Origin of the sequence: Actinoplanes palleronii (genome assembly GCF_016862315.1) — a bacterium.
Classification (GTDB): domain Bacteria; phylum Actinomycetota; class Actinomycetes; order Mycobacteriales; family Micromonosporaceae; genus Actinoplanes; species Actinoplanes palleronii.
Window position 1 is genome coordinate 23,484 of record NZ_BOMS01000058.1, and the last position, 19,015, is coordinate 42,498.

20 protein-coding genes are annotated in these 19,015 nt (G+C 71.1%); 14 read left to right on the forward strand and 6 right to left on the reverse strand.

Annotation, left to right across the window (positions count from 1 at the left end; all coding sequences use genetic code 11):
* Nucleotides 1-48 precede the first annotated feature (48 nt).
* Nucleotides 49-1,773, forward strand: a complete 1,725-nt coding sequence (locus Apa02nite_RS22045) for a methyl-accepting chemotaxis protein (RefSeq protein ID WP_203826675.1) — start codon at nt 49-51, stop codon at nt 1,771-1,773.
* On the opposite strand, the gene Apa02nite_RS22050 is transcribed toward Apa02nite_RS22045, so the two are convergent.
* Nucleotides 1,761-2,258 (reverse strand): MarR family winged helix-turn-helix transcriptional regulator, encoded by a 498-nt coding sequence (locus tag Apa02nite_RS22050; protein WP_067688018.1) that lies wholly within the window; start codon nt 2,256-2,258, stop codon nt 1,761-1,763. The genes Apa02nite_RS22045 and Apa02nite_RS22050 overlap by 13 nt on opposite strands.
* A gap of 142 nt (nt 2,259-2,400) precedes the next feature.
* On the opposite strand from Apa02nite_RS22050, the gene Apa02nite_RS22055 reads away from it, so the two are divergent.
* From Apa02nite_RS22055 to Apa02nite_RS22070, 4 genes are all read left to right on the forward strand, one after another.
* Nucleotides 2,401-3,033, forward strand: coding sequence for an FMN-dependent NADH-azoreductase (locus Apa02nite_RS22055; protein WP_067688021.1), 633 nt, complete (start codon nt 2,401-2,403; stop codon nt 3,031-3,033).
* 65 nt (nt 3,034-3,098) lie between these two features.
* Nucleotides 3,099-3,776 (forward strand): phosphatase PAP2 family protein, encoded by a 678-nt coding sequence (locus tag Apa02nite_RS22060; protein ID WP_203826676.1) that lies wholly within the window; start codon nt 3,099-3,101, stop codon nt 3,774-3,776.
* Between the two features lie 9 nt (nt 3,777-3,785).
* Nucleotides 3,786-4,514, forward strand: a complete 729-nt coding sequence (locus Apa02nite_RS22065; RefSeq protein WP_203826677.1) for a phosphatase PAP2 family protein — start codon at nt 3,786-3,788, stop codon at nt 4,512-4,514.
* On the forward strand, nt 4,511-4,837 hold the full coding sequence (locus tag Apa02nite_RS22070) for a RidA family protein (protein WP_239164471.1): 327 nt from the start codon (nt 4,511-4,513) through the stop codon (nt 4,835-4,837). The genes Apa02nite_RS22065 and Apa02nite_RS22070 overlap by 4 nt, the downstream gene beginning before the upstream one ends.
* A gap of 579 nt (nt 4,838-5,416) precedes the next feature.
* On the opposite strand, the gene Apa02nite_RS22075 is transcribed toward Apa02nite_RS22070, so the two are convergent.
* Nucleotides 5,417-6,304 carry a hypothetical protein gene (locus Apa02nite_RS22075; protein WP_203826679.1) on the reverse strand — a complete coding sequence of 296 codons (888 nt, stop codon included), beginning with the start codon at nt 6,302-6,304 and terminating at the stop codon, nt 5,417-5,419.
* A gap of 30 nt (nt 6,305-6,334) precedes the next feature.
* On the opposite strand from Apa02nite_RS22075, the gene Apa02nite_RS22080 reads away from it, so the two are divergent.
* Both Apa02nite_RS22080 and Apa02nite_RS22085 read left to right on the forward strand, forming a co-directional pair.
* Nucleotides 6,335-6,700, forward strand: a complete 366-nt coding sequence (locus Apa02nite_RS22080) for a hypothetical protein (RefSeq protein ID WP_203826680.1) — start codon at nt 6,335-6,337, stop codon at nt 6,698-6,700.
* Between the two features lie 87 nt (nt 6,701-6,787).
* Nucleotides 6,788-7,438 carry a 4a-hydroxytetrahydrobiopterin dehydratase gene (locus tag Apa02nite_RS22085; protein WP_203826681.1) on the forward strand — a complete coding sequence of 217 codons (651 nt, stop codon included), beginning with the start codon at nt 6,788-6,790 and terminating at the stop codon, nt 7,436-7,438.
* A gap of 49 nt (nt 7,439-7,487) precedes the next feature.
* Here Apa02nite_RS22085 and Apa02nite_RS22090 read toward each other — a convergent pair whose 3' ends face one another.
* A complete protein-coding gene (locus Apa02nite_RS22090) occupies nt 7,488-8,105 on the reverse strand; it encodes a flavodoxin family protein (RefSeq protein WP_203826682.1) in 618 nt (205 codons plus the stop codon).
* A gap of 326 nt (nt 8,106-8,431) precedes the next feature.
* Here Apa02nite_RS22090 and Apa02nite_RS22095 point away from each other — a divergent pair, with 326 nt between their 5' ends.
* Nucleotides 8,432-8,947, forward strand: coding sequence for a MarR family winged helix-turn-helix transcriptional regulator (locus Apa02nite_RS22095; RefSeq protein WP_203826683.1), 516 nt, complete (start codon nt 8,432-8,434; stop codon nt 8,945-8,947).
* A gap of 133 nt (nt 8,948-9,080) precedes the next feature.
* Here the strand turns inward: Apa02nite_RS22095 and aceB are convergent, their stop codons facing one another.
* Nucleotides 9,081-10,706 (reverse strand): malate synthase A, encoded by a 1,626-nt coding sequence (gene aceB, locus Apa02nite_RS22100; RefSeq protein WP_203826684.1) that lies wholly within the window; start codon nt 10,704-10,706, stop codon nt 9,081-9,083.
* A gap of 29 nt (nt 10,707-10,735) precedes the next feature.
* A complete protein-coding gene (gene aceA / locus Apa02nite_RS22105; protein WP_067688042.1) occupies nt 10,736-12,016 on the reverse strand; it encodes an isocitrate lyase in 1,281 nt (426 codons plus the stop codon).
* 128 nt (nt 12,017-12,144) lie between these two features.
* On the opposite strand from aceA, the gene Apa02nite_RS22110 reads away from it, so the two are divergent.
* The 4 genes from Apa02nite_RS22110 (at nt 12,145) to Apa02nite_RS22125 (ending at nt 15,901) form a co-directional block, all read left to right on the forward strand.
* Nucleotides 12,145-13,596 carry an XRE family transcriptional regulator gene (locus tag Apa02nite_RS22110; protein ID WP_203826685.1) on the forward strand — a complete coding sequence of 484 codons (1,452 nt, stop codon included), beginning with the start codon at nt 12,145-12,147 and terminating at the stop codon, nt 13,594-13,596.
* A gap of 379 nt (nt 13,597-13,975) precedes the next feature.
* Nucleotides 13,976-14,740, forward strand: coding sequence for a lytic polysaccharide monooxygenase (locus Apa02nite_RS22115; RefSeq protein WP_203826686.1), 765 nt, complete (start codon nt 13,976-13,978; stop codon nt 14,738-14,740).
* 72 nt (nt 14,741-14,812) lie between these two features.
* On the forward strand, nt 14,813-15,322 hold the full coding sequence (locus tag Apa02nite_RS22120) for a DUF305 domain-containing protein (protein ID WP_239164472.1): 510 nt from the start codon (nt 14,813-14,815) through the stop codon (nt 15,320-15,322).
* A 21-nt stretch (nt 15,323-15,343) separates the two neighbouring features.
* Entirely contained in the window at nt 15,344-15,901 is a 558-nt protein-coding gene (locus Apa02nite_RS22125) for a GNAT family N-acetyltransferase (RefSeq protein WP_203826688.1), read from the forward strand.
* Here Apa02nite_RS22125 and Apa02nite_RS22130 read toward each other — a convergent pair.
* Nucleotides 15,850-16,779: a LysR family transcriptional regulator gene (locus Apa02nite_RS22130; RefSeq protein ID WP_067688057.1), complete on the reverse strand. Its 930-nt coding sequence runs from the start codon at nt 16,777-16,779 to the stop codon at nt 15,850-15,852. The two genes, Apa02nite_RS22125 and Apa02nite_RS22130, sit on opposite strands and share 52 nt — an antisense overlap.
* An 87-nt stretch (nt 16,780-16,866) precedes the next feature.
* Between Apa02nite_RS22130 and Apa02nite_RS22135 the strand changes: the two genes are divergently transcribed.
* The gene (locus Apa02nite_RS22135; protein ID WP_203826689.1) at nt 16,867-17,754 is read left to right on the forward strand and encodes a DMT family transporter; all 888 of its coding nucleotides are present in this window, start codon (nt 16,867-16,869) and stop codon (nt 17,752-17,754) included.
* A 199-nt stretch (nt 17,755-17,953) separates the two neighbouring features.
* On the forward strand, nt 17,954-18,964 hold the full coding sequence (locus tag Apa02nite_RS22140) for a sulfotransferase family protein (protein WP_203826690.1): 1,011 nt from the start codon (nt 17,954-17,956) through the stop codon (nt 18,962-18,964).
* The last annotated feature ends 51 nt before the right edge of the window (nt 18,965-19,015 follow it).

Consider the following 19,015-nt stretch of genomic DNA (forward strand, 5'->3'; position numbering starts at 1 on the left):
ACTCGGTAACCGCAAACCTCGGGGCCCGGAATTGCCTACCGTGGTCTCGTGGCCCCCTTCCAGCAGTTCGTCGGCTGGTGGCGCGTACCCGGGCGGCTGCCGATGTTCGGCCTGGTGGTGCTGATCCTGGTGTGCACGTACCCGCCGCTCTGGATCATCACGCTGCGGGCGTTCGACAACCTGGAGCAGCGGGAGAACATCAGCGAGGCCGAGGAGCTGCGGGTCTCGCTCGGCGCGCAGCTGCAGCGGCTCAGCGACTTCGGGATGACCAACGCGATCTGGACCGGCTCCCGCGACGACATCCGCGCCGGGGACCAGGCGAGCTTCCGGGCGCACCTGCCGGCCGAGGTGCTCGGCCGGAACTACGGGATCACCGCGGTCGCCGGGGTCGATGCCGCGGGCCGGGTCCGGGTGGGTGGCAGCATCTCCGGTACGACCTACCAGCCGCTCCCGGCCGCCCTGCGGGACCCGGCGACGATGCTCGGGCTGTTCACCGCCGGGGCCGGCCCGGGTGACGCCAAGTGCGGCCTGACCAGCGCCACCGGCACCCCCACCGAGTTCTGCGGCTTCGTCTCCTACCCCGACCAGGGCGCCGGCGGCACGTCGGCCGGCGCGCTGCTGCTGTTCCGGGCGCTGGACGCGGCCGGGCTGGCCGAGCTCTCCGCGCAGACCGCCGACGTCCTGCGCCTGCGGGCCGCGCCGCGCGAGGGCCGGGACCACCCGTCGCTGCCCGGCCGGTGGGGCGAGATCGCGGTGCGCACCGCGGTGGCCGGCGACAAGGTGGCGGTGGACTGCACCATCGTCGGCGTGGACGGTGTGCCGATCACCCTCGAGGTGCTCGTCGACCGGCCGATCCGCGCCCTCGCCGAGCAGACCCTGCTGCTGATCGGGCTGATCCTGGTGTCCGCCATGGTGATCCTCAAACTGGCCGCCGAGTTCACCGTCCGCAACGGGATCGGCGTGCACGTCCGCCCGCTGCAGCGCGCCGTCGAGCGGATCATGAAGTCCCGGGACCTGGAGGTCCGGGTGCCGCCGTCGGAGAACCGGGACATCGGGGCACTCAGCGACTCGATCAACGACATGCTCGCGGCGCTGGAACGCGGGGAGCGTGAGCTGGCCGAGTCACAGGCGCGCCAGGGGCGGGAGCGGGCCGAGCAGCGCGCCGCCCAGGAGCAGGAGCGCGAGGAGACGCTGCGGCAGGCGCAATCCGATGCGGACCAGGTGATCGGGAGTGTGGCGGAGCAGCTCACCACCGCGGTGCGGGAGGTGGACGCGGTGCGGGCCTCGGTGCACGACATCAACGCCGGGGCGGCCACCGCGTACACCGCCACCGAGCAGATGGCCGAGCACGCCACCCACGCCGACACGGCGGCCGAGGCGCTCAGCGTCAGCCTGCCGGCGACCAGCGAGATGGTGAAGCTGATCGCGTCGATCGCCGGGGAGACCCGGATGCTGGCGCTGAACGCCACGATCGAGGCGGCCCGGGCCGGCGAGGCGGGTCAGGGGTTCGCGGTGGTCGCCGAGGAGGTGCGCAAGCTCGCCGACAACACCGCGGAGAGCACCGAGCGGATCACCGCCACGCTGGGCGCGCTCACCGCGTCGGCCACCGAGGTGTCCCTGGCCGTCGCCACCATGACCGACACGATCGAGAGTGTGCGGTCGGCGATCGGGCAGGTCCGTACGGTCGCCGACGGCCAGCAGCACACCATCAGCGGCCTGGTCGACCAGGTGCAGCACGCGATCGGCCAGATCGAGAACCTTCAGCAGGGCTGATTGTTGTTCACGCCCAGGCACGGGCTGTGCCCGATGGCGTCGTTGACCCGCTCGCTGATCTGCCGCAGTTGCTTGTACTGCGCCTGGGTGAGCGGGTCGATCAGCACCCGGCGGACGTCGGCGACGTGCCCGGGTGCGGTGGCCACCACCTTGTCCCAGCCGGCGTCGGTGAGCACGGCCAGGGTGTAGCGGCCGTCGGTCGGGTCGGGGATGCGGTAGAGCCAGCCCTTGGACTCCAGCCGGCGGGCGGTGTGCGAGAGCCGGGACAGCGAGCACGCGCTGAACTCGGCCAGGTCGCTCATCCTGGTCCGCCGGTCCGGCCGCATCGAGAGGCCGGCGAGCACCTGGTATTCGAAGAAGGAGACGCCGGCCTTGTGCTGCAGGTCGGCGTCGAGCGACGCCTGGAGCCGGGTGATCATCTTGATCATGGCGAGCCAGGTGGCCTGTTCGTCGGCCTCCAGCCAGCGCGGCTCCTCGGTGTTCATGAGGGAAACCTTAGCCTGCGCACCCCGCCGGGCCAGTGATCTGAACGACTTGAATCGTCAACCCATTCGACTTGACGCTTCAAGTCATGACGGCCTACCTTGAGTTGACGGTTCAAGTCCGACAGCTACGGGAGCAGTACCGATGAGCATTCTTCGTATCGACGCCAGCATCCTCGGCCCGAACTCCGCGAGCAGCGCGCTCGCCGACATCGCCGAGGCAGCCTGGCTCGAGACCGCGCCGGACGCCAAGTTCGTGCGCCGCCACATCGGCAACGAGCCGGTCCCGGCGACCGCGTGGCAGCTCGCCGTGTCGTCCGGCTACGTCGCCGAGGCCGACCGCCCCGACGCCATGAACGAGGCCGTGGCCCTGGCCCAGTCCCTCGCCGCCGAGCTGCGTGACGCCGACGGCGCCATCCTGGCCCTGCCGTTCTACAACTTCGGTGTCTCCCAGCACGTCAAGGCGTGGTTCGACCTGGCCATCGCCGGTGGCGAGCAGGGCGAGAAGCTGCTCGACGGCAAGCCGGTCATCGTGATCACCACCCGCGGCGGCGCGTACGGCCCGGGCACCCCGCGTGAGGGCTGGGACCACAACACCGACTTCCTGAAGCGCATCGTCGGCGACATCTGGGGCGCCGACCTCGTCGTGATCGAGCGCGAGTTCACCCTGGTCGGGGTCAACCCGGCGCTGGACGCGTTCACCGAGACCGCGACCGCCATGAAGGAGGCCGCGCACACCGCCGCCGCCGAGGCCGGCCGCACGCTCGCCGCTCGCTGACCTTCCTCACGGGCCGGCGGCTCATACCCGCGCATCACGGCGCGATTCGTGGGTATAAGCCGCCGATGCCACGTGAACGCGAGATCGCCCTCGGAGTACGGACGACAGCGGCGGCCGGCGCGGCGGTGGCGCTGCTCGTCCCGTTCGGCGGGCTCGCGGCGCTGGTCGCGGGCCGGGCCGACGAGCTGCACGGCCTCGACGCCCGGGTCACCGACCGGCTGCACGACCTGGCGCTGGGTCACCCGGACTGGGTCGACCCGATGGTCTGGTGGAGCCTGATCTTCCACCCGAACACCTGGCGGATCGCGGCCGTGGTGCTCGCCGTCTGGCTGTTCCGCCGCCGGGAGACCGCGCTCGCCTGGTGGGTGGCGGCGAGCGTGGCCGCCGGGGGAGCGCTCGGCGGCGTCCTCAAGCTGCTCTTCGGACGGCACCGGCCCGACCTGCTCGAGCCGGTCGCCCGGGCCACCGGGTACTCCTTCCCGTCCGGGCACGCGCTCACCAACGCGCTCGGCGCCGCGGTGTTGCTGCTGGTCCTGCTGCCCCGGGTGCGCGGGCGCGGGAAGCGGGCCGCGCTGTGGGTGGCGGCGGCCGGGATCCCGGTGGTCACGGCGTACACCCGGGTGGCGCTCGGGGTGCACTGGACCAGTGACGTGCTGGCCGGGCTGCTGCTCGGGGTGGCGGTGCCGGCGATCACCGTGGCCGTGTTCCAGGGCAGGCGTGTCCCGGATCGCTCGACGGGGTAGAAAGCGGCCGTGTCCACATTCGTCGTGCAAGCGTTCAAGCGGATCGTGCTGCCGGTCGCGGCGATCCTGGTCCTGATGATCGGGCTGGGACTGCTGCTCACCCACGTACTCCCGCACACCTGGCCGTTCACGGTCGAGGACGGTGTCAACCGGTCGTTCGAGGCCGGTCGGACCCACGTCCGTACCCAGATCTCCGCGGTCTTCAGCGGTGTCGGCAACACCTCGTCGGTGATCGCGATGACCGCGCTGATGGCGCTGGTGTTCCGCCTGACCCTGCACCGCTGGCGGGAATCGATCTTCCTGTGTCTCGCGGTGACCGCGCAGGCGCTGGTCTTCTTCTTCACCACCCTCGCGATCGACCGTCCGCGCCCGGACGTCGAGCGCCTCGACCCGTCCCCGCCGACCTCGAGCTTCCCGTCCGGGCACACCTCGGCGTCGTTCGCGCTCTACGTCGGACTCGCGATCGTGCTGGCCTCCCTCGCCCGCCCGAGCTGGCTGAAAGCCCTGTGCTGGCTGCTCGTGCTGATGCCGGTCGCGGTCGCGACGGCCCGGATGTACCGCGGCATGCACCACCCCAGCGACGTGATCTCCGCGTTCCTGAACGCGTCCCTGTGCCTGCTCGTGATGAGCCGCGCGGTGCTGTCCCCCCGCGAACCCTGGAAGATCTCTAAAGTGTCCTCATGGTCCCCTTCGACTTCCCGGGCGAACCGTCACCCCACGGGTACAGCAACGTCGTGACCATCGGCGCGGGCAGCCGCCTGGTCTGGACGTCAGGCCAGGTGGCAGCCGGCCCGGACGGCACGATCCCGACCGGCTGGGCCGAACAGACCCGCCAGGTGTTCCGCAACCTCGGCACCGCCCTGGAGTCCGCCGGCGCCACCTGGCCGGACGTGGTCAAACTGACCTTCTACGTGGTCGGCACCGACGAACTCCCCACCGTCCGCACCGTCCGCGACGAATTCGTCACCGTCACGTCCCCGCCCACCAGCACGCTGATCCGCGTCGCCGGCCTGGCCCGCCCCGAGTTTCTGATCGAGGTCGAGGCGGTCGCCGCTCTGTGACACCCCATTTTGTACGCATACCGAGCGCCCCGCCGCAGGCTACTAGCCACGCCCCGGGCTGATCCCGCGCCACGCCCGCCCTGCTCCCGGCCGCCCCGCGCCCCAGCTCGCTGGCTGGTTTCGCGATGCCCGCCGCACTCCCGGCCGCGGCGCGCCCCAGGCTTCGGCTGGTGCTGAGGGGTGCCTCCGCGGCGCGGAGGCACCCCTCAGCACCAGCCGGTCTCGCTCGCCCGTTCGCTTCCGGCCGGTGGGTGGCCGGGGGTGGCCGCCCAGCAGGGCGGGCGGTGGGTTGCGGTCCGCCGCGCCGACTGATGCCGCTGCGGCGCACGACCGTCCCGCAGCGTGGTCAGTCGTCCCGGTGCATCGTCGACCTCCCGCTCGGCTGGTGCCGGCGGTCCTCAAGGCGGGTGCATAAGGGCGCTGAGGGCCAGCCGGGGCCTGGAGTCGCGGACGGTCGATAGGGGAGGGAGCTGGGGGCGATCTCTTCCCGACGGGCGCGGCTCGGCGGGCTGTTCGTGGGGTCGGTGGGCCCACGGTTTGCCGCATCGTCTCCTGATGGTGCTTCGGCGCGCGCCGACGCTATCTGTCGGATCGAGGGGAGTGGAGGGCTGTCCCGTGGGCTGGCGGGAAGAGGACGGTGACCAGGGCGGCCAGGGCGAGGAGCAGCAGCGCCGCGGTGAAGGCGGCGGTCTGCCGCTCGGTGTCGACCTCGAGGGTGGAGGGATCCCAGGGCGGTTCCCAGGCCCGGGTCCAGGCCGGCCCCCGGAACGGATCCCAGGACGGCCAGCCGCGGAGCGCCGGCTGATCCGCGGTGCTGGTCGCGGACAGTTCGACCACCAGCTCGTCGCCGGCGGTCTGCGCGGAGAAGGTGCTGGTGGTCTGCGCGGCGACGGCGCTGGTGGTCCGTGTGTAGAGGTCGCCGGGGATCTGTGCGGAGAGGTCGCCGGGGGTCTGCGTGGAGAAGATGACGTAGGCGCGCTCGGCCGGGTCGCTGTAGTAGAGGTCCGAGGAGAGGGCCCGGACCTCCGCCGGTCGGCTGATGGTGGTCATGAACCAGGTGCTTCCCGTGGCGACGACGGCGAGCACCGCCGCGCCGGCCAGCAGCCAGCGGGCCGCGCGGGTCGCGCTGAACAGCAGCGCGACGGCCAGCGCGAAACCACCCGCGGTGAGCAGCCAATCCCGTAGTGGGGCGAGCGGCCCGTCGCCGCCCAGGATGTCCGCCGGCCAGCCGCGGCCGCCGCTGTCCGCGTCGACCAGCGAGGCGTCCAGGGTGAGAAGGGCGAGACCGCTGATCGCCCACTGTTGCGGCCGGGTCCAGGTCGTCTGACCGATGGCGTACGCCAGGAGCACCGCGACCGCGAGCGTCCCGCAGTACCGGAACGGCGCCCGCCCGAGCAGCAGCAGCCCGGCGACCAGCACCCCGGTGAGGGCCACCAGCCAGCGCGCCGCCCAGTTCTGTGTCCGCATCCCGGGCATTCTGCCTAAATCGGGCCGGGTGTGGCACCAGCCGATCAGCCGGAAGCGACGGCGAAACTGGCCGTCAGGCTCGGCACACTCGTGGAGGCGGCCGGGCTGACCGGAACCGACGGGCTGGCCGACGCCGACGCCGACGCCGACACCGACGCCGACACCGAGGGCGAGGGCGACGGGGAGGGCGAGGGGGACGTGGTGAACTGGATCGGGGACATCCCCGGCACCCCGCCCGGAATAGTCGTCGGGCCGGTCGAGACGGCCGCGGGCTCGGTGGTCTCCGGGTCGGGGTCCGGGCCGGTGGCGCGGTGGGCGGTGACCCCGCACCCGGCCGTGGCCAGCACGGCGCCGGCGACGGCGGCCAGGACGATCCGGCGATGTCTCATGCGGTGAGCCTTCCAGCGGGGGACGGCCTGTCAGGTCGGCCGGTGCGCGCCGGGGCTGAGACAACGCCCGGGTGCGGTGCGGGAGCATGGACGGATGACGAAGCTGAGTGGGCGGGAGATCGCCGAGCGGGCCCCGGACGGCTGGGTCTTCCTGCTGGGCGGGTTGCAGACGCGGCTGCGGACCGGTGACTTCGCGACCGGGCTGGCGCTGGTCACCGCGATCGGCGCGGCCGCCGAGGCGATGGATCACCACCCCGACCTCGACCTGCGGTACGGTCACGTCGACGTCCGCACCTGGAGTCACGACGTGGGGGCGGTGACCGTACGGGATCTGCGCCTCGCCCGTACCATCTCGGATCTGGCGGAAGAAGCCGGAGTGGCAGCGGACCGCACCGGGATCGCCCGCCTGGAGATGGGCCTGGACACACCGGCGGCCGCCGGGATCATCGGGTTCTGGGCGGCCGTGCTCGGTACGGAGCACCGGGACCACGACCGGGCCGACGAGGTGCGCGACCCGGCCGGGCTGGTGCCGGCGATCTGGTTCCAGCGGTCCGGGAGCGAGGAACCGCGGCAGCGCTGGCACCCGGACCTGTGGGTCGACCCGGCCGAGGTGCAGCCGCGGATCGACGCGGCGCTCGCGGCCGGCGGGACGCTGGTCAGTGACGCGGAGGCGCCGAGTTTCTGGGTGCTCGCCGACCCCGAGGGCAACCGGGTCTGCCTCTGCACCTGGCAGGACCGGGACTGAGCCGCGGCGGTCTCCGGACCGCGCCGGCCGTCAGCCATGACGTGCCGGCTCAGGAGGCGCTGGACCGCGCCAGTTCCGGCTCGGCGAGCCGGCCGCGGGCGTGCCGGCCGGTGACCTCCGCGACCCGGCGGCCCAGTGCCTCGGCGGTGCGCAGGTCGCTGGTGTGCGGCCCGAACTCGGGGCCCTGATCGTTGTTGGACTGCGCCATCGCACCGAGCCAGCTGCCGAGCCGGTTGATGTCGTCGATCGAGCCGGCCGACGTGTTCCAGCCGGAGAACGCGGCCAGACCGACCCAGACCATGCCGTGCTGGGCGGCGAACAGGGCGATCTCGGTGAGGGTGTTCAGCTTGTCGCCGCTCATCGAACCGCTGTTGGTGAAGCCTGCCGCGATCTTGTCGCGCCACCGCAGGTTGTCCGCCCAGCGGGCGCTGGTGGCCTCGACGAAGCCGCGGAACACCGAGCTCGCGCCGCTCATGTAGGTCGGCGACCCGAAGATGATCGCGTCCGCGGCGTCGAGGGTCAGCCACGTCTCGTCGGTCAGATCCGGGATGGAGATCAGGTCCACCTGGGTGCCGGCAACTTCCTGAGCACCGGCGGCGACCGCCTCGGCCTGCTTCGCCGTGTGCCCGTAGCCGCTGTGGAAGAGGACCGCGACTCGAACCTGCATGTGAACTCCCAGTTGATCTCTTTTGCAAAAGCTTTTGAGAATGCTTTCCGGAAAGAGACCCTAGCGAGTCGGGTCCGCCGCCGCAATCCCGTGGCGCGATCGGAGCGGCGGGGACACGTAGTGTCACCTTGTTAACGAATGGTTACGAATTGCCCGGGGCCTCGATGCCGGCCGAGGATTCATGACGGTCCAGTCCAGGGCGCTTATGGCGTACTGCCATAGACTGTGAGGGCGGAAGGGCCGAACGCCGGTCAGGCAAATCGCCTCTGCTGTGAATCACGCAGAGTGCGCAGCCGATGCTGATTCGGCAGTGTGGAAGGTGGGCGATGAAGCGCGATGAGGTCGACGACATCCTCGACGCCTGGCGCGTGGAGCTGCCCGACCTCCCCAGCGAGCCGTTGGAAATCGTGAAGCGGATCGCCCGGCTGTCCGGAGTTCTGGACGCGGCCACGGCCGACGAGTTGCAACTGCTCGGACTCACCCGCGCGGAGTACGACGTGCTGGCGACCCTGCGCCGTTCCGGGCCGCCGTTCCGGATGCGTCCCGGCACGCTGACCAGCTCTTTACTGCTCTCGTCCGGCGGGACCAGCAACGTCATCCGCCGACTCGCCGAGGCCGGTTACGTGGCCCGCCGCGCCGCCGAGCAGGATGGCCGCGGCGCGCTGGTGGAGCTCACCGACGAGGGCGTGCGGATCGCCGAGAAGGCGGTGCGGGCGGCGACCGGCGCCCAGGCCGCCGTCCTGGACCGGATTCCGGCCGAGGTCTCCGCGGTGCTGGTCCAGACTCTGCGGACCTCGCTCGACGCGATCCGGGGCGAGGCGCCCCGGCGGGCCCTGCGCTGACGCGACGCCGGTGCCGGGGCGGAACGTGATCGAGCCGGCGTCCCGTTCCCGGGGCGCCGGCTCGATGCCGTCATGACTCGATGTTGCGGTGAAGCGGGGCAGGTCGGAGGGCTGCCCCGCTTCACCTCACCGCTCAGGCCGCGACAGTGGCCTGAGCGACGACCGGGGTGACCGATCCCGCCGACAGGTGCCGTAGGTATGCCGGCAGGGTCAGGAACTCCGGGCACGTCCTCTCGGTGAGCAGCACCGTGAGCAGCGTCCGGGCCTGGCCGAAGCGCCGGGCGGCGTCCTCGTCCAGGGCGCCGGTCTCGCTGAGCACGGTCAGCTCCTCCCGCAACATCCGGGTGACCAGGGTGGCCGTGACCGGCACGCCGTAGTCGGTGGGGGTGCCCGTCGAGATCCACTGCCAGAGCTGGGTCCGGCAGATCTCGGCGGTGGCGGCGTCCTCCATCAGGCCGCCGAGCGCGACCGCGCCGCGCCCGTCCAGCCAGGAGGCGATGTAGCGGAGCGCGACGCTGACGTTGGTCCGCAGCGCCACCTCGCTGACCGTCACGCCGATCGACTTGATGTCGAGCAGCTCGGCCGCGCCGACCTTCACGTCGTCGCGCTTGCGCACGATCTGGTGCGGCTCGGCGCCGAGCCACTGGTCGAACACCTCACGGCACGTCTCGACCAGGCCCGGGTGCGCCACCCAGGAGCCGTCGAAGCCGTCGCCGACCTCACGACGCTTGTCCTGGCGCACCTGGTTGAGGGCCCGCTTCGCGGCGACCGGGTCCCGGCTGGGCACGACTGCGGCCATCCCGCCGATCGCGTGGGCGCCGCGCCGGTGGCACGTCTTGACCAGCAGCTCGGTGTAGGCCCGCATGAACGGCGCGGTCATGGTGACCTGGGACCGCTCGGGCAGGACCACGTCCGGCCGGTTCTTGATCATGCTGAACAGGTAGTCCCAGCGGCCGGCGTTGAGACCCGCCGAGTGCTCGCGCAGCTCGTACAGGATCTCGTCCATCTCGAACGCCGCGTTGATCGTCTCGATCAGGACGGTGGCCCGGATCGTGCCGCGCGGGATGCCGAGCAGGTCCTGGGCGAAGACGAAGACGTCGTTCCAGAGGCGGGCCTCCAGGTGCGACTCCAGCTTCGGCAGGTAGAAGTACGGCCCGCTGCCCCGGTCGATCTGCTTGCGCCCGCAGTGGAACAGGTACAGGCCGAAGTCGAACAGCGACGCGGAGACCGCGCGGCCGCCGATCCGCAGGTGACACTCCGGCAGGTGCCAGCCGCGCGGCCGGACCATGACGGTCGGCAGGTGCGCACCGACCTGGTAGAGCCGGCCGTCCGGCGCGGTGTAGCTGAGCCGGGAGTCCAGCGCGTCCTTCAGGTTGACCTGGCCGAGGATGACGTTCTCCCAGGTGGGGGACGTCGAGTCCTCGAAGTCGGCCATCCAGACCTTGGCGCCGGAGTTGAGCGCGTTGATGGTCATCTTGCGCTCGGGCGGGCCGGTGATCTCGACGCGCCGGTCGCGCAGGTCGGCGGCCGGCGCCGCGACCTGCCAGGACGTGTCGTCCCGGATGTGCTGAGTCGAGGGCAGGAAGTCCAGGTCGGTGGTGCGGGTGGCCCGGCGGCGCCGGCGGCGCTCCAGCAGCTGCACCCGGCGGGCGCCGAACTCGCGGTCCAGCGCCACCACGAACGCGATCGCCTCGGGGGTCAGAATCTCGGAGTATCGGTCTGCGGTGGTTCCGGTGATGGTGATTTCTTCGGCACCCATGATCAGATCTCCCTGCCCTACTCGTTAAATCAGAACTGCTCGGCCTCGGTGGAACCGGACAGGGCGGTGGTGGACGACTCGGGGTTCAGGGCGGTGGAGACGGCGTCGAAGTAGCCGGTGCCGACCTCGGCCTGGTGCTTGGTCGCGGTGTAGCCGTCGGACTCGGCCGCGAACTCGGCCTCCTGCAGCTTCACGTACGCGGTCATGCCGGTCTGGGCGTAGCCGCGGGCCAGCTCGTACATCGAGTGGTTCAGCGCGTGGAACCCGGCCAGGGTGACGAACTGGAACTTGTAGCCCATCGCGCCGAGCTCCTTCTGGAAGCGCGCGATGGTGTCGTCGTCCAGGTTCTTCTTCCAGTTGAACGACGGCGAGCAGTTGTACGAGAGCAGCTTGCCCGGGTGCTTGGCGTGCACGGCCTCGGCGAACTTGCGGGCGAAGTCGAGGTCCGGCTTCCCGGTCTCGACCCACAGCATGTCGGCGTAGTCGGCGTAGGCCACACCGCGGGCGATCGCGGCGTCGTCGCCCGGGTTGACCCGGAAGAAGCCCTCGGCGGTGCGCTCACCGGTCAGGAACGGCTGGTCGCGCTCGTCCACGTCGGTGGTGAGCAGGTCCGCCGCGAGGGCGTCGGTACGGGCGATGACCAGCGTCGGCACGCCGGCCACGTCGGCCGCGAGGCGGGCCGCGTTGAGCGTGCGGATGTGCTGCTGGGTCGGGATGAGCACCTTGCCGCCCAGGTGGCCGCACTTCTTCTCGCTGGCCAGCTGGTCCTCCCAGTGCACACCCGCGGCGCCGGCCGCGATCATGCCCTTCATCAGCTCGAACGCGTTGAGCGGCCCGCCGAAGCCGGCCTCCGCGTCGGCGACGATCGGGGCGAACCAGTCACGCTCGTACTTGCCGTTCGAGGTGTCGATCTGGTCGGCGCGGATCAGCGCGTTGTTGATCCGGCGGACCACCGCGGGCACCGAGTTCGCCGGGTAGAGCGACTGGTCCGGGTAGGTGTGGCCGGACAGGTTCGCGTCCGCCGCGACCTGCCAGCCGGACAGGTAGATCGCCTTCAGGCCGGCGCGCACCATCTGGGTCGCCTGGCCGCCGCTCAGCGCGCCGAGCGCGTTGATGTAGTCCTCGGTGTTGAGCAGCTCCCAGAGCTTCTCGGCGCCCCGCTCGGCGAGCGTGTGCCGCTCCTGGAGGGTTCCCCGCAGCTTCACGACGTCCTGCGCGGTGTAGTCGCGCTTCACGCCGGCCCATCGGGGGTCGCTGGCCCATGCCTGTGTGAGGTCCGCTGCGGTACCGCCGCCGGCAAAGTCAGTCATTGGAAAATCCCTTTCGTGCCCTGTCGCGTTCTTCCTCGTGGAAGAACTTCACTCTCAGGGATCGCACCAGCCCCTCAGAAGGGCTTTGTGAGAAGAAGAAACGCAGAAATTCCGTTAAGGTGAAACACGTGACCGCTTCACCTTCACCTGACTCCTCCGTCGACCTGGTGACCCTCGGCCAGCGTCTCCGGCACCTGCGACGCACCCGGGGCATGACCCTCGACCAGCTCAGCGAGGCGGTGGGCCGCGCGCCGTCCCAGCTCTCGCTGATCGAGAACGGGAAACGGGAGCCGAAACTCTCCGTCCTGCAGGCGATCGCCGCGGCACTGGGCGTACCCATGCAGGATCTTCTGCGACCGGAGGCGCCGAGCCGGCGCGCGGGCCTGGAGATCGAGTTGACCCACCTGCAGAAGAACGCCGCTTATGCCGCGCTCGGCCTGCCGGTGGTGAAGGGCGGCCGGCGGCTGCCGCCGGACGCCCTGGAGTCGCTGATCGGCCTGCACCGCGAGCTCAACCGGGTGCTCACCGAGCAGAGCGCCACCCCGGAGGTCGCCCGCCGCGCCAACGCGCAGCTGCGGGTGGAGATGCGGCAGCGCAACAACTACTTCGCCGAGATCGAGGAAGCCGCCAACAAGATCCTTCTATCGGTACGGCACACCACCGGGCCGCTCTCCCAGCGCGGGATCCTGGACGTCGCCGCACAGGTCGGGTTCTCCCTGCACTACGTGAACGACCTGCCCAGCTCGACCCGCTCGGTGACCGACCTGAAGAACCGCCGTATCTATCTGCCGCAGGTGGCGAGCGGGAAGGGCCACGACCCGCGGGGGGTGGTGCTGCAGACGCTCGGGCACTTCGTGCTGGGGCACAACGACCCGGCCGACTACGGCGACTTCCTGCGCCAGCGGGTCGAGGTCAACTACTTCGCGGCGGCGCTGCTGATGCCGGAGAGGTTCGCGGTCGACTTCCTCACCGAGGCGAAGGCCGACCGGGCCCTGGCGATCGACGACTTCCGCGACGCGTTCGGGGTGTCCTACGAGACCGCGGCCCACCGGTTCACCAACCTGGCCACTCAGCACTTCGGGATCCCGGTGCACTTCGCGCGGGTGCACGAGAGCGGGATCGTCTACAAGGCGTACGAGAACGACAACGTGCGCTTCCCGTCCGACGTGACCGGGGCGATCGAGGGCCAGCCGGTGTGCCGCAAGTGGGCGTCCCGGACGGTGTTCGAGGCCGAGGACCCGTATTCGTCGTTCTACCAGTTCACCGACACCACGGCCGGGACGTACTGGTGCACGGTGCACGTGGAGTCGACCCGGTCCGGCGAGTTCTCGGTGACGGTGGGGACGCCGTACGAGCACGCGCGGTGGTTCCGGGGTGGGGACACGGCCTCGCGTACCGTCTCGAACTGCCCGGACCCGGACTGCTGCCGGCGCCCGCCGAGCGATCTGGTGGGCCGGTGGTCCGGCAACGCGTGGCCCAGCGCCCGGGTGCACTCGCACCTGCTGGCCGCGCTGCCCCCGGGCACGTTCCCGGGTGTCGACAACCGCGACGTCTACGACTTCCTCGAGCGCCGCTCCTGACCGCCGGTGGCCCCGCCATACCGCCGGTCGGCAGGCCCGCGGCGCGCGTCGGGGCCCCGGCTGGTCCCCAGGGGTGCCTCCCGGCTCTCGAGGCACCCCTGGGAGCCAGCCGGCTTCCGGGAGGCGCGCTGCGGCCGTGCCGATCGGCGGTGTCGCGCTCGCCTCACGGGCGGGACTCGGCTCGTGGCCTACGGGCGAGCGCACGGTCATGCGTACCGAAAAAGGACGGTCGGGAGTGGGGTCGGCCGGGACCTTGGGGGAGGTTGAGGGATCGGCGTGTGCGGATACCCTAAAGAATCCTTAACACTGTTTACTGTTAAGTCGAATTAATTTACGTTGGTGAACACGTCGTCCCTCACTCTCACCCGAGGAGTACCTGATGAGACGCCGATTCACCCTGCCAGTCCTGACCGTCGGCGCGGTCGCCGGTTCGCTGTTCGTGGCCGCTACCCCGGCGTTCGCGCACGGCTACATCTCCTCCCCGCCCAGCCGTCAGGCCAACTGCGCCAGCGGCGCGGTCTCCGGCTGCGGCGACATCGTCTACGAGCCGCAGAGCGTCGAGGCGCCGAAGGGTTCGACACAGTGCAACGGCGGCGGCAGCCGTTTCACCGTGCTGAACGACAACGGCAAGAGCTGGCCGGCCGCGACGGTCGGTCAGTCGGTCACCTTCAACTGGGTGCTCACCGCCCGGCACTCGACCTCGACCTGGGAATACTTCATCGGCAACACCCAGCTGGCGTCGTTCAACGACGGCGGCGCGCAGCCCGGGGCGACCAAGTCGCACACGGTCAGCATGAAGGGCTTCACCGGCCGGCAGACCGTGCTGGCCCGGTGGAACATCGCCGACACGGTGAACGCGTTCTACTCCTGTGTGGACGTGAACATCGGCGGCGGTGGGTCGACCCCGACACCCACCCCGACGGTGAGCCCCACGGTGAGCCCCACCCCGACGCCGACCCCGACGGTGACGGCGAGCCCCACGCCGACGCCGACCTCGGGCACCACCACCTGGGCGGCGGGGGTCGCCTACAAGGTGGGCGACAAGGTCACCTACGCCGGTAGGTCGTACCAGTGCCGGCAGCCGCACACCGCGCTCAACGGCTGGGAGCCGCCGAACGTCCCGGCCCTGTGGACCGCGCTGTAAGCGATGTCCGCGACGAAGAGGAAACCGAGCGGCCCGGTTCGCCGGGCCGCCTCGGCCGTGATCATTCTGTTGATGACCGGATGCGGCAGCCCGGAGAGCCCCCCGGCGACGCCGATCAACGACGTCGACGTGATGTTCCTCCAGATGGGTCTGGCGCAGATCGCCGAGGGCGACAAGGTCCTCACTCTGGCGGAGCAGCGCGCCGCGAACCCCGCACTCCGCGCGATCGCCACCGAGCTGCGCGGCCAGTGGCACAGCGAGAGCGGCACCATGGAACGCTGGCTGCTGGGCTGGTCGAAACCGGTCACCGTCGATCCGTCGGCCGAGGCTCATGCCGGTCACGGCGACCTGCACGCGCTGCGGGACGCGGACTTCGGTGAGCTGGCCGCGGCGCAGGGCGCCGGCTTCGACCGGACGGCGGTGAGCCTGCTGCTCGGCACCCTGCACAACGGCATGGAGACCCTGCTGATGGAGTCGTCGGGCGGCGCCTACCCACCGGCGAAGGACCTGGCCACCCGGATGACCGTCACCCGGCAGGCCCAGATCCAGCGGCTGCTGAAAATCGCTGCCGCCGGAGGCTGACCGGACGGTACGGTCCCCGGCATGCCTGAGTTGATCGTGCCCACCGCCCGGCTGCGGGACAGCTGGCTGGAGTCCCGCGACGAGTTCGGAAGGGACACCCACCAGGACGGCACCGGCGTGCGCCTCGGCCCCGACCCGGACACCCCGGCCGGGTTCGCCGCGTGGGTGGACGGCCTGCTCGCCCTGGCGGACCCGGAACGGCCGGTGCCGGAGGGATGGGTGCACTGCACGTTCCGCTGGATCGTCGAGGGGGACCGCTACCTCGGGGCGATCGCGCTGCGGCACGAGCTGACCGACTTCCTGCTGGACGCGGGCGGGCACATCGGCTACAGCGTCCGTCCGTCGGCCCGCCGCCGGGGCCTGGCCTCGTGGGCGCTGGGCGAGATGCTCGTCGAGGCGCGGAACCGGGGCCTGGACCGCGTGCTGATCACCTGCAACGTGGCCAACGTGGCGTCGGCGCGGACCATCGAGGGCGGCGGCGGGGTCCTCGAGGACATCCGGGAGACCGAGATCGGCACGATCAAGCGTTACTGGGTACGGGTCAGCGCGTTCTCCGGCAGCGAGCCCAGCGCCTCCTGAAGCGCGCGCACCAGGGCGACCGCGAGCGGGGCCGGACGCCGGCGGGGCAGCGCCACCCCGACGTACCGGCACGGGCCGGGCCCGGCCAGGGGCACCGCGACCAGGCCGGCCGGGTCGGTGGTCAGCGCGACCTCCGGGATCATGCTGACGCCCACCCCGGCCCGCACCAGCGACTGCGCGAACTGGTAGTCCGTGCCCCGGCAGGCGACCCGCACCTCGAAACCGCCGAGGGCCGCGTAGTGGTCGAGCAGGTCGCTCTGCCCGACGCAGCCCTGCACCCAGCGCTCGGCGGCCAGGTCGGCGAGGGCCAGCTCGGACCGCCCGGCGAGCGGGTGACCGGCCGGCAGCACGATCCACATCGGGTCCTCGAGCACCGGGGTCCAGGACAGCCCGGACCGGTCCCCGTCGGCGATCGGCGGCGGGCCGTTGAAGTGGTACGCCAGCGCCAGATCGGCGGCACCCGATCGGAGCAGCGGCAGGCTGTCCTCCGGCTCGCTCTCGATCACGGTCAGCTCGACGGCCGGGTGCGCCGCGGTGAACCGGGTCAGCGCGGCCGGCAACAACCGCTGCCCGCCGCTGGTGAACGTGGCCACGGTGAGCCGCTCGACGCGCACGCTGGCCAGCCGGTCGATCTCCCGCTGCGCGGTGAGCAGCTCGGCGGTGATCGCCTCGGCGGCGTCGATCAGGACCAGGCCGGCCTGGGTCAGCTCGACCCCGCGGGTGCTGCGCCGCACCACCGGGGTGCCGAGGGTGCGTTCCAGCGCGCTGATCTGCTGGGACACCGCGGACGGGGTGAGCCGCAGCTCGGCGGCGGCGCGGTTGAAGCTGCCCTGCCGGGCGACCTCGGCGAGGACCTGGAGCCGCCGGGAATCGATCATCAGCTTGATCCTCTATTAAGAAACGCTTACGACGGCATCAGCAGGTCAGCACTACCGCTTACTACCGTACGCGGGAAGTCTGAAGGGGTGAATCGTCGTGCCTGGCTCCTCTTCGTTCTCGTCTCGGTGTTGTGGGGCATCCCGTATTTCCTGATCAAGGTGGCCCTCGTCGACCTGTCGCCGATGGTCGTCGTCGCCGGGCGCTGTGCCATCGCCGCCGCGGTGCTGCTGCCGATCGCCGCGCTGCGCGGCTCCCTGGACGCGCTCCGGGGCCGGCTGCGGACGGTGCTGGCGCTCGCCGCGGTGCACGTGATCGGGCCGTTCCTGCTGATCGCGTACGGCGAGACGCACATCAGCTCGTCGCTGACCGGCATCCTGATCGCGATCGAGCCGGTGGTCATCGCGCTGCTGATGTCGCGCTCCGAGCCGATCACCGGGCTGCGGACGGCAGGCCTGGTCACCGGGTTCGCCGGGGTGGTGGTGCTGGTCGGGCTGGACGTGTCCGGCGACCGCTGGGGGCTGCTCGGCGCGGCCATGGTGCTGCTCGCGGCGCTCAGTTACGCGTTCGCCACCAAGCTGGTCCAGCAGCATCTCGCGGACGTCCCGCCGGACGCGCTGACCGCCGGCACCACCACGATCAGCACCCTGGTGCTGGTCCCGTTCGCGCTGTTCCGGCTGCCGGCCGTGCCCGGCGACGTCGGCGCGAACGCCTGGCTGGCGCTGGCCGGGCTCGGCCTGCTCTGCACGGCCCTGGCGATGCTGGCGTTCTACCAGCTGATCGCGCTGGCCGGCTCGAACCGGGCCGGTCTGGTCACCTACGCGAACCCGGTGGTCGCGGCGCTGCTCGGGGTGGCGCTGCTGCACGAGTCGATCGGCGCCGGCACGGTCGCCGGCTTCCTGTTGATCGTGGCCGGCTGCTGGCTGTCCACCCGGCCAGTCCGGACAAATGCTGACATTATGGTGAGTACGGGTTAGTATTTCCGCCCTGATCCGACGATGCCCGGTTCCCCGCACAGTGGGGGAGCCGGGCATCGATGCCGTGCCAGGGGTCTTTCACAGGTTCCGCACAGCACGGGTCGACCGTCGTCACAGGATCATTGCGGAATCTTTGCGAAGTCTTCAAGATCACGGGGTGGGGAGAGGAGCGACATGTTGTTGATGTGCGGTGGCCGGCGTGTCCAGTGACCGGCCGATCTTCGTGGTCGGATGTCCGCGCTCCGGCACCACGATGCTGCAGCTCATGCTGCACGCGCATCCACGGATCGCGCTGCCGCCGGAGACCCGGTTCCTGCTCGAGGCGTACACCGAGCGCAGGACGTTCGGCGACCTGAACGACGCCGCGAACCGCCGGGCGCTCGGCGCGTTCATCAGCGAGTCCCATCAGTTCGAGGACCTGGGCCTGGACCGCGAGCAGGCGGTCGAGGCGGTGGTCGCCGCGCCGCCCACGCTGGGCTCGGCGATCGGCACGGTGTTCAAGATGTACTCGGAACGGTTCGGCAAGCCCCGCTGGGGCGACAAGCGCCCGCTCTACCTGCGGCACCTGCCGGCCATTCTGCGGCTCTTCCCGGACGCGCAGATCATCAACATCATGCGCGACGGCCGGGACTGCGTGGCCTCCCTCAAGGAGACCCCGTGGAGCGGCAACGAGTTCGACAAGCTGATCGGGTACTGGACCCAGTCCGCCGACGCCTCGCTGCTCGCCACCCGCCGCTACCCGAAGGACGTCTATCACCAGGTCCGCTACGAGGACCTGGTCGCCGACCCGGAACCGCACCTGCGCGGCATCTGCGACTTCCTCGAGGAGGACTTCGACCCGGCGATGACCAAGCCGTCCCAGCTGGCCTCGGTCGCCGTCCCGGAGTACAAGACCTGGCACAAGCTGACCCACCAGGACGTCACCACCGAGCGGGTGCAGAGCTGGCGTTCCCGGCTCACCGAGGACGAGGTGCGCCAGTGCGAGGCCGAGTTCGGCGACCGGCTGACCTACTTCGGCTACCAGCCGTCGACGCCGGTGCCGCGCAGCGCCCGGATGCGGATCGGCGCGCGGCTGATCCGGCACCGGCTGCATCCGGCCCGGGCGGCGGCCCGCCAGATCGTCTCGCAGATGCGCCCGGCCGACCCGGAGCCGTCGGTGGCGGCGTTGCTGACCAGCCGCCAGCGGATCGCCTCAAGATCAAATTCTTGACGATCATGTCGTGCGTCCGCTGTGGTGCGGATCGTCGCTCCCGCCGGGACC

Coding starts and splice junctions, on each gene's coding strand:
- Apa02nite_RS22050 (WP_067688018.1), bottom strand. CDS start 2,258: ATGAACACCGAGGAGCCGCGCTGGCTGGAGGCCGACGAACAGGCCACC.
- Apa02nite_RS22055 (WP_067688021.1), top strand. CDS start 2,401: ATGAGCATTCTTCGTATCGACGCCAGCATCCTCGGCCCGAACTCCGCG.
- Apa02nite_RS22060 (WP_203826676.1), top strand. CDS start 3,099: ATGCCACGTGAACGCGAGATCGCCCTCGGAGTACGGACGACAGCGGCG.
- Apa02nite_RS22075 (WP_203826679.1), bottom strand. CDS start 6,304: ATGCGGACACAGAACTGGGCGGCGCGCTGGCTGGTGGCCCTCACCGGG.
- Apa02nite_RS22085 (WP_203826681.1), top strand. CDS start 6,788: ATGACGAAGCTGAGTGGGCGGGAGATCGCCGAGCGGGCCCCGGACGGC.
- Apa02nite_RS22090 (WP_203826682.1), bottom strand. CDS start 8,105: ATGCAGGTTCGAGTCGCGGTCCTCTTCCACAGCGGCTACGGGCACACG.
- Apa02nite_RS22095 (WP_203826683.1), top strand. CDS start 8,432: ATGAAGCGCGATGAGGTCGACGACATCCTCGACGCCTGGCGCGTGGAG.
- aceB (WP_203826684.1), bottom strand. CDS start 10,706: ATGGGTGCCGAAGAAATCACCATCACCGGAACCACCGCAGACCGATAC.
- aceA (WP_067688042.1), bottom strand. CDS start 12,016: ATGACTGACTTTGCCGGCGGCGGTACCGCAGCGGACCTCACACAGGCA.
- Apa02nite_RS22115 (WP_203826686.1), top strand. CDS start 13,976: ATGAGACGCCGATTCACCCTGCCAGTCCTGACCGTCGGCGCGGTCGCC.
- Apa02nite_RS22120 (WP_239164472.1), top strand. CDS start 14,813: ATGACCGGATGCGGCAGCCCGGAGAGCCCCCCGGCGACGCCGATCAAC.
- Apa02nite_RS22125 (WP_203826688.1), top strand. CDS start 15,344: ATGCCTGAGTTGATCGTGCCCACCGCCCGGCTGCGGGACAGCTGGCTG.
- Apa02nite_RS22130 (WP_067688057.1), bottom strand. CDS start 16,779: ATGATCGATTCCCGGCGGCTCCAGGTCCTCGCCGAGGTCGCCCGGCAG.